A 9,413-nucleotide genomic window follows, 5' to 3' on the forward strand; every position below is an offset into this window, starting at 1 on the left:
AGTAAAGGTTTTTGAAATTTTATCTCCAACTAATCCTTTGTGTTTGGACACATTATCGTTTACATAAACGTATTCTAATTTTCCAATAATCGCTTTGTTTCTATCGCGCGAAGTACGTCTTACAATGATTCCATTTTCCACAAGATATTCAATATCATCTACTAAATTCTGGTGATTGGTACTCTTTTTCGTCGTTACTTTTACTCGGGCACCTTCATACATAAACGAAACTGTTTTTGTAATATAATTTGGCCCTTCCTGATATTTCTTTACAAACTTGGTAATATTGTTATCAGCGTTGTAGGTATAATTTATAACTTCCTTCCAGTCACTTCCAATTTTATCTTTTACAGTCATATCCAACAAACCATTTTTGTTGTAATAAAAGTGCTGTACTACATCTGAAGTTGTTATGGTTTGAAGTTTACCCTCTTTAAAGACCATTGTTTTGTTTACAATTTCGCCGTCTTTAGAATTTTGATAATTTGTTTTTACAATGTTGATCTGCTTTAGTCTAACATTATCTTGACTATGCATCAAGAATGGAAACACCATCAGTATGATGGCAATAAAGTAGGTTTTCATGTGATATTTGTATTGATTTGGGATGACCAAAATACAAAATTCAATTAAATTTTAAGGATTTGAAGTACAAAAACTACAAACTTTTCAATAAAATGATAAAAACCAACAGATTAATTTACGTTTTAAAGATTCTATTTTACTTTTCTCCAAATATCTTAATATCATCGACCATAAAAGCGCCGTTTAAAGTTTTGTCTTTTCCGGAGCCGATGTATTTAAATCCTATACTTATATTTCCTGAATATGCTGAAAGATCAATTCCGCCCGAACTTATAAATTGACGAGAAGGCGTAGAAAGTGACGGAACTTTTGCTTCCAATTTTGTCCATTTTGCTTTGGTTACGTTTGAACCATCAAAATTGGTTGATACATAAACTTCCAAAGTGTTTAACGGCGAGTCTAATTTTAAATCATGCTGTGCGCTCCTAAAAGAAAGCACTGTGTTTTTGTAACTACTTAAATTTATTTTTGGAGTAACAAGCCAAGCAACATTTTCGGCTGCTGTTGTACTTGTGGTATTAAACTCTGCATAACCATTTCCAGAATACACCATGCTTTTCCATAATTTTGTAGCCTTTTCTACAATATTGCTCCAGCCGGGAAGAACGAAGTTAACATTGTTTGTAACAGTTTGAAAATCTTCTGCAAAGAATGGCGTGTTTCTTTTACCATTCATAACAACATCACTTTCAGAACGAACCATTAATTGATAATCTGAACCGAATTTGGTTAGAATACCTCTGACTTTTCCACTTCCTTCTGGAACAAAATGATCTGCAAATTTTGCATAACTACTCGATCTAAAAATAACCTGATTTCCTGTTTTATCTCTCAAATACCAATTTGTAGAACCGCCAACATTATTAGATTCTTCGAAATAATGACGCCCTAAAGCTGATTCTGTAAATTCCACATCATTTAATTCTATCAAAGTGTTTAGTTTACTGTCGTTAAGTGCCTCTTCTATAGAAAGTGACTTAACTAACAGATTTTCATCAATTATTGTGCACGAAGCATTGAGGACATTTTTATATTCATTTTGAGAAATTCTCCCAATAGTCGGATCTCCAGAATTGCTTACATACAAACTCCCAATTCTGAGACCTCCATAATACAAATCTGTAAACTGATTTTTAAGTTTTACATAAACCTTATTTCCTAGTCGATAATCAATATAAGTATTAGAAGCATCAATCGGAACACTAAAACCAATTGCAGGCATATTAGGTTTTGCTTGTGTCTGGAACGAAATTGTTTTGAAAAAATTCCCTTCTTCATCACTTGAAACTACATAAGCCTCAATTATATCATCATACAAATATTGCTTAGCGACATTGCCCGAAAGCTCCTGCACTTTTTCAACAGTTTTGTTTACTACTAAATCTGGCTGTGTACAAATTAATTTTGGTGTTTCAGTTTCATTATTACAACTGCTAATTCCTATTAGTGCAACTACAAGAAATGAATTTAAAAATGTGTTTTTCATGACAATTCAATTTTGATTTACAAACCAATTGTTAGATTTAAAAAATAAGTTCTACCATATCCGTAATAATATTTTGGGCCAAAAGATGGAGTTCCACTCGAAACATCCTGATTTAAGGCTCTAAAATTGGCATTACGCGCCTGTTCAAATCCACCGGTTTTATAGATTGTATTCATAACATTATTTATACTTGCAAAAAGTCCGATGTATTTTTTACGGATACGCCAAGATTTTCCTCCGTTGATATTCAGCAATGTTACAGGAGCAAACTGTTCTTGCTTTAATAGTTCATTTCCTCTTTCAGAAGTTGCCTCAGGAAACGGAAAAGAATTCGCAGGATTGATATAGAATTGATCAGTTCTTGAAATAGGTGAAACGTCAATATAGTTTTCTGTCAAATAATTAATATTAGCACCAATCCACCAAAATTTAGGATCACGATATTCTAAGCCACAAGAAAAAGCCTTTTGAGGAGTTCCAGGTTGTTTGTAATTTTTAAGATAGGCCTTTCCAAAATCAAAAGTTGTAGGTTTGTTGTCTTTTGATTGATTAGCATCATTTGTAATCATCACATTAGGATCACTGCTGTACACATAATTCCCCCATGCTCCAGCCAAAGTAGTTTTTAAAGTCGATGTAATTTGATAATCAAAACTCAGTTCTACACCTGTATTTTTCTTGTCTAAATGTGTCAGGGTTTGACTCACAAAAGCATCGGTAGCATCGTAACCAGCTCCGTTATCAAAAATTCCTTCGGCATAGAAAAAAGAAGTTTTTGTAGTGTTTTTAATTAAGGTATAATAAGCCGTTAAACGTAATTTCATTTTGGAAGAACGGTAAACATAATTAGCATCGGCACTAGAGATATTTTCACTTTCAATTCCGTCAACAATCGAATTGTTTAATCGTGAATTTGAGAATGTATTTCGAAGTGAAGGCGCTCTTGTCAAATGTGCCGCATTAAAAAACAACAATGGCTTTCCTGAAATTTTATACGTGAAACCGCCTTTAAAACCAAAATTTTCAAAATGTACTTTCTGGCTTTTCCCTAAAGAAGTAGTAGGATAAAGTCCGTTTTGATACAATCCTTCTCTTTGATAATCTGACATGGAGTATGATTGTGCCAAATAAAATTCTGTCTTATTGTAGCTAAATTTGAATTGTGTAAAAGCATCTAAAGTATTAGCCAGAAAATTATAATTGTATCCATAAGTATCTCCTTTTTGCACTTTCCTATCTGGATGCAACAAATCAGATTGTGATAAGTTTCCTTTGTAAAACGGGTCAATATCTTCGAAATATTCTCCGCCTAAAAGATCTAATAAATACTGAAAATTATGAGACTTTAATTTCTTAAAAGTAAATCCTCCATCAAAAGAAATAGTAGATGTAATCTGTGTATTCAAATTTGAGTTTACTGCAAAAGTCTTGTCGTCTGTTCTATCTTCATACAAAACATAATGGCTTTTTGAGGCTTCATAACCATTAGCCGTAAATTTTTGATTGGCAAAATACATCGAATTCCAATCTATTTGAGAATTGTCCAAAAAAGTTGCTTTACTTTTCTCAGCATTTTCATAATCTGGTGTAAAATCACCTGAAAATTCTCCTTTGTCTTTTGCATATAGCGAACTAAAATAACTTGGCATTTTTCTATAATAAACCGGATCAGGACTATCAGCATTTTGATAATCAATGTTGCTGTTTCCGACTTTTCCAAATTGATACGAAACACTCGAGTTTAGATTTGCTTTGTCATTAATCTTTAAATAATGATTTAACATCAATAAAGGTTCTTCAACTTTTTTAGTTCTTGCATTTCTCTTTTCTCCGTTTTGAAATCCCCAATACGAATTGTACTTTTCGCCCATCAAATTCGTAACTTCACTTGTATTTGCCGAGTTTTTTCCGCGTGAATTTGGAGTATAAAATCCGGTAAAATTCAATGAATTTTTGTTGTTTAATTTCTTTTCAACACTAATAAAAAAAGAATCTGCGTCAAAGTTCGTTCCTTCAAAATAACCTTCGTCTGTCCATCTTTTTCCTGCCGAAACCACATAGGCCCAACCAGAAGAATTCATTCCTGAAGCGTATGTTGCATTTGCACGCCAACTGTAAGCACCATTGCTTCCAGAAAATGTAAGCGATGTTCCTTTTCTATATAATGAAGCTCTTGTAGAAATTTGCTGTGTTCCTAAAATTCCGCCAAAAGTATAATTGGAGACTGCCGTCCCGATTGAAAATTCCTGATTCCGAAGTACATTATTCAAACCGCCCCAGTTATTCCATTGTGGTCTGCCATCGTAGATTTTATTCATGGTCATTCCGTTGAGCATCATGGTTCCGTTTTCACTATCTAAACCACGAACTCTAAAACGGGCTTGCCCCCAATTGAAAGCCGCAGTTTGCATAAACGCATCTCTTGAAGATTGCAACAAACCAGATGTCATTTCTGAAGAACTGTTATCATCAGAAAAATCATTGTCTGATAAAGTGATTAATGCAGCGGGAACTTCATCTGAATAAGTATCTTCTAATTGTAAAATTCCGAGATTTATATTTTGTCCTGAATTGGACTTTATTTTTAAAAGAAGATCTTTGTAACCCTGACTTCTTAACAAAAGGAAATCTTCTTTTTGAGGAAATATATGGAGTTCAAATTTCCCTGTTTTTGAGGTGAGTTGCATTACAGCGGTATTCTGTATGGTTACCACTACATTTTCCAGGGGATTTTGCGTTCGGGCATCAATTACAATTCCAGAAACTGTAATTTCTTTCTGTGAAAAAGCAAAATTAAAAGACCATACAATAAAGAAGACTGCGTATTTTTTTACCATTAAAAAAGCCAATTTACTTTGAAAATTACTTTAGGATTCTAATCCTCATTCAAAAGATAAAATTGGTTTTTGGAAAGAGAGTTATGCTTCAAGCAGCACAACTCTACATTCAAAAATAAACAAAATATTTAATTATAAGTAAATTCTTTCAAATTTATTTTAATTTAAAGTGAAGCCGTTTGAAAGTTATTATTACAAAATAGATTTAAGCAGAAGTTCTAATTTTAGAAACCATAAAAGCAATCAAAACACCAAAGATTCCGATAAAGGCAAAAGAGAACTGCAATCCGAAACTTTGTGCAATATGCCCAATTACGGGCGGTCCCATCAAAAATCCCAAGAAACTAACACTCGAAACAATCGTTAAAGCTTCTCCTGGCGGAACGGTTGGATTTTTTCCTGCAATGCTATAAACAGTAGGAACAATAGTAGCAACTCCCAAACCAACAAACATAAAAGCAATCGTACATGGAATAATATAAGGAAGAAAAACAGCCGTAAAAAGTCCTGCCGAAATCATAACGCCGCTAATTTGCATGACACGTTCACGTCCAAATTTGTTGATTAATCCGTCGCCTAAAAATCTTCCGCTAGCCATCATAATCATAAAAGAAGTATAACCTAAAACTACTAAAGGCCCTGGCGCTTTTACTATATCTTTAAAATAAACTCCACTCCAATCAAACATGACACCTTCACTGGCCATACTGCAAAATCCGATAACTCCCAGCCAAAGCAAAGCCGAATCTGGTTTTACAAATAGTTTTTTCCCTTCTGGTTTTGCTTTTGCTTTTTCTTTAGCTCTCACCAAAAATTTGAAATTAAGCGCCACCATAATCAAAACGATTCCTGCTACAATCATAAAATGATGCAACGGACTTAAATTTAAAGCCAACATTCCTAAACCGACCAACGCACCTGTGAATCCTGCAAAACTCCACATTCCGTGAAAGGACGACATGATTGTTTTTTTGAATAAAACTTCGGTATAAACGCCTTGCGTATTTACAGCGATATTAGCAAGATTTCCAAAAACACCAAACAAAAATAATCCGAGAGATAATTGCAATGAAGTTGTTGCGAGACCTAAATTAATTAAGCTCAAAACGTACATTATTAAAGAGAAAATCAAAATACGATGGCTTCCAAATTTGGTTACCATTTTTCCCGAAAATGGCATAACAATCAACTGCCCTACCGGAAGCGCAAAAAGTATAGAACCCAAGTCTCCTTCGGTTAAATGCAAAGCTGTTTTAATATCTGGAATTCTGCTGGCCCAAGTGGCAAAACTTAAACCCATTCCAAAATAAAACATTCCAACGGCTAATCGAATTCGGTTTAAATAAGAAGCTTTTGCCTCTCTAAATACTTTTTTGATTTTTCCTTTGGTCTGAAAAAGCGCTAACGGGTTAAAATTTATCAGCATATTGAATTTTTATAAAATATTGATCAAAAATACTAAAAACGCGTGGTAAAGTGCATAAAGCTTAAAGTTATACACAACATACAACGTTATTGTTTATAAATTGAAAGGTTATTATTTCAAATCTTCTTATTAAAATTACAATTTTTAGGCTTTGGTAGAATTATAATCTGCTCCATTTTTTATTAAAGCAAAAAAGAGACTGCCTCAAAGTCAAGAGTGTCCCTTTTAATGTCTGTGTGTTTTTTGTTCCATAGGAACATGTCGTCGGTAGAAAAAACATGTGTTATCATTGTTTGTATGTTCCGTAGGAACGTTTGACATACCAAATTGTTAAAAAACGACGTGAAAATCAAACGTTCCTACGGAATGTAAACGCCAACGACCATTATTTTTCCTACCGACGACATGTTCCTACGGAATGACACCTGATGTCAATGTATAATCTAAATAATTGTACATCTTATCACAGCTACAATTTCTAGGTCTTGGTAGAATTATTATTTGTTTTATTTTTTATTGAAACAAAAAAGGGACTGCCTCAAAGTCAAGAGTGCCCCTTTTAATGTCTGTGTTTTTTTGTTCCGTAGGAACATGTCGTCGGTAGAAAAAATATGTGTTACCATTGTTTGTACGTTCCGTAGGAACGTTTGACATTCCAGATTGTCTAAAAAATGATATAAAAATCAAACGTTCCTATGGAACGTAAACGCCAACGACCATTATTTTTTTCTACCTACGAAACATTCCTACGGAATGATCTGTCGATATAAAAATATATTCGGCCTATGATATAATTATCACTTTTTGCTGTGCGTTACTTGAAATTGCCGCCTCTATAATCTGCATGACTTTTACACCTTCATCTGCTGTAACAGGTTCTTTTGTATGGTTTGCAATTGAATCGTAAACGCCATCGAAGAAACTGAAATAATTTCCTTGTAGCGTTGGAATTTTTTCACGGATGATTTTACCGTCAACTTCTGTATGAAGCAAACCTTGCAACGCTTCGTCTTCTGTTCCCCAAGAGTCTAGATTTGGTTTTTTACCTACTTTCAAATCGTCTTCCTGAACATCTCCGCGAGGTTTTAAGAAAGAACCCTTTTTTCCATGAATGGTATAGGCCGGATTGGCTTCTCTAACAAAAAAACCTGCTTTTATACGAACTCTGAAATTAGAATAAAATAAGGTTAAATCAATCCAGTCGTCTACTACAGAATTTTCTCTGGTTACACGAATATCTCCAAAAACTGATTTTGGACACCCGAACAAGCTTACTGCCTGATCAATAATGTGCGGACCTAAATCTTTTAAAACTCCTGCTCCATCGTTTGCTGTTTCTTTATGCGCTTTTGGACTCAATAACGGATTGTAGCGGTCAAAATGAAATTCAGCTTCTACTAAATCTCCTAAAACACCTTCGTCAATAACCTTTTTAACGGTTTTAAAATCACTATCCCATCTTCTGTTTTGAAAAACAGCTAATTTCAACCCTTTTTCTTTTGCAATTGCCGCCAATTCTTTTGCTTCGGCAACTGTTGTGGTAAAAGCTTTTTCGACTACAGCATGTTTTCCTGCCAAAAGTACTTTTTTAGCATATTCGTAATGTGTTCCAACTGGCGTGTTTACAATTACTAAATCGACATCATCGTTTAATAATTCGTCTAATGAAGCGTAGCTTTTTACGTATGGATAATCTTCCTGAATTAGTTTTTTGCTTCTTTCCCAAGAACCCAATAATTCAAATCCTTTGTGGATGTCTAAAAACGGAGCGTGAAAAACTTTCCCCGACATTCCGTATGATAATAATGCTGTTTTTATCTTTTGCATTGGTATAGATTTAGTTTTTCCGCCACGAATTCACGAATTATTGGTTTAAAAAAAATCGTGAATTCGTGGCGGAAAAAAAAATTAAAGTTTAGCTCTTTCGTATTGTTTTGGCCATTGAATATCGTCGTCTAGTTCTTTGGCGAAATCTAAAGGCAAGTTCGGTGTTCTCAAAGATTCTCTGGCGAATAAAATCAAATCGGCTTGGTTTTTATTTAGAATTTCTTCTGCTTGTTTGGCTTCGGTAATCAATCCGACTGCGCCTGTTGCGATGTTGGCTTCTTGTTTTACTTTTTCTGCAAAAGGAACCTGATAACCTGGGCTTAATGTGATTTTTTGATGTGAAACCAATCCACCTGACGAAACATCAATTAAATCTACTCCTTTTTCTTTTAATATTTTAGAAAGCTGTACAGATTCTTCTGGATTCCATCCGTTTTCTGCCCAGTCAGTTGCTGAGATTCTAACAATTAATGGCAAATCTGAAGGCCATTCTGTTTGAACGGCTTCGACAATTTCTAAGGTAAAACGAATTCTGTTTTCGAAACTTCCTCCATATTCATCTGTTCTTACATTCGTTAAAGGCGATAAAAATTGGTGTAATAAATAACCATGAGCCGCATGAATTTCTAAAACCTGATATCCTGCTTCAACAACTCTTTTGGTTGCCGATTTAAAATCGGAGATTACTTTTTGGATTCCGTTTTTGTCTAAAGCTTCTGGAAGAAATGGCTCGCCTTCATGATACGGAATCGCACTTGGCGCAACCGTCTGCCATCCGCCTTGAGCGAAATCTAATTTTTTATTCCCAAGCCAAGGAGAAGAAACACTTGCTTTTCGTCCAGCATGAGCCAATTGGATTCCAGGAATTGAATTTTGAGAAACAATAAAAGCATTGATTTGTTTTAGTTTTTCGATATGTTCGTCTTTCCAAATTCCTAAATCTGATGGAGAAATTCTAGCTTCTGGAGAAACTGCAGTTGCTTCCTGAATAATCAATCCTGCGCCGCCAGTGGCACGACTTCCTAAATGAACCAGATGCCAATCGTTCGCAAATCCATCAATTGCAGAATATTGGCACATTGGCGAGATAACAATTCTATTTTTTAATGTGATTTTTTTTATGGTGAGAGGAGAAAATAATTTCGTTGCCATATGTTGTAACTTTTAGTGTTTTTATACTACCTATTGAATAAGGTAGCGTTCAAAAAGTAAAGTTACAGTAACTTGATAAAAAGAGAAATCGAAATGTTTA

6 protein-coding genes are annotated in these 9,413 nt (G+C 34.3%); all 6 read right to left on the minus strand.

Going from position 1 to position 9,413, the window contains the following annotated elements:
* Positions 1-585, minus strand: a 585-nt coding sequence (locus VGE71_RS05595; RefSeq protein WP_331137426.1) for a hypothetical protein, incomplete at its 3' end; no start/stop codon positions are given.
* A 136-nt stretch (positions 586-721) separates the two neighbouring features.
* A complete protein-coding gene (locus tag VGE71_RS05600; RefSeq protein WP_331137427.1) occupies positions 722-2,071 on the minus strand; it encodes a DUF5689 domain-containing protein in 1,350 nt (449 codons plus the stop codon).
* Between the two features lie 17 nt (positions 2,072-2,088).
* A complete protein-coding gene (locus VGE71_RS05605; RefSeq protein ID WP_331137428.1) occupies positions 2,089-4,908 on the minus strand; it encodes a carboxypeptidase-like regulatory domain-containing protein in 2,820 nt (939 codons plus the stop codon).
* Positions 4,909-5,113: 205 nt separating this feature from the next.
* Positions 5,114-6,334, minus strand: coding sequence for an MFS transporter (locus VGE71_RS05610; RefSeq protein WP_331137429.1), 1,221 nt, complete (start codon positions 6,332-6,334; stop codon positions 5,114-5,116).
* Between the two features lie 783 nt (positions 6,335-7,117).
* Positions 7,118-8,161 carry a Gfo/Idh/MocA family oxidoreductase gene (locus tag VGE71_RS05615; RefSeq protein WP_331137430.1) on the minus strand — a complete coding sequence of 348 codons (1,044 nt, stop codon included), beginning with the start codon at positions 8,159-8,161 and terminating at the stop codon, positions 7,118-7,120.
* An 81-nt stretch (positions 8,162-8,242) separates the two neighbouring features.
* Positions 8,243-9,313 (minus strand): NADH:flavin oxidoreductase/NADH oxidase, encoded by a 1,071-nt coding sequence (locus VGE71_RS05620; RefSeq protein WP_331137431.1) that lies wholly within the window; start codon positions 9,311-9,313, stop codon positions 8,243-8,245.
* Positions 9,314-9,413: the final 100 nt, after the last annotated feature.

It is taken from the genome of Flavobacterium sp. (assembly GCF_036405015.1).
Classification (GTDB): Bacteria; Bacteroidota; Bacteroidia; order Flavobacteriales; family Flavobacteriaceae; genus Flavobacterium.

Bases quoted from the DNA above. Each gene is read 5' to 3' on its own strand.
- VGE71_RS05615 (WP_331137430.1), bottom strand. From the start codon at position 8,161: ATGCAAAAGATAAAAACAGCATTATTATCATACGGAATGTCGGGGAAA.
- VGE71_RS05600 (WP_331137427.1), bottom strand. From the start codon at position 2,071: ATGAAAAACACATTTTTAAATTCATTTCTTGTAGTTGCACTAATAGGA.
- VGE71_RS05610 (WP_331137429.1), bottom strand. From the start codon at position 6,334: ATGCTGATAAATTTTAACCCGTTAGCGCTTTTTCAGACCAAAGGAAAA.
- VGE71_RS05605 (WP_331137428.1), bottom strand. From the start codon at position 4,908: ATGGTAAAAAAATACGCAGTCTTCTTTATTGTATGGTCTTTTAATTTT.
- VGE71_RS05620 (WP_331137431.1), bottom strand. From the start codon at position 9,313: ATGGCAACGAAATTATTTTCTCCTCTCACCATAAAAAAAATCACATTA.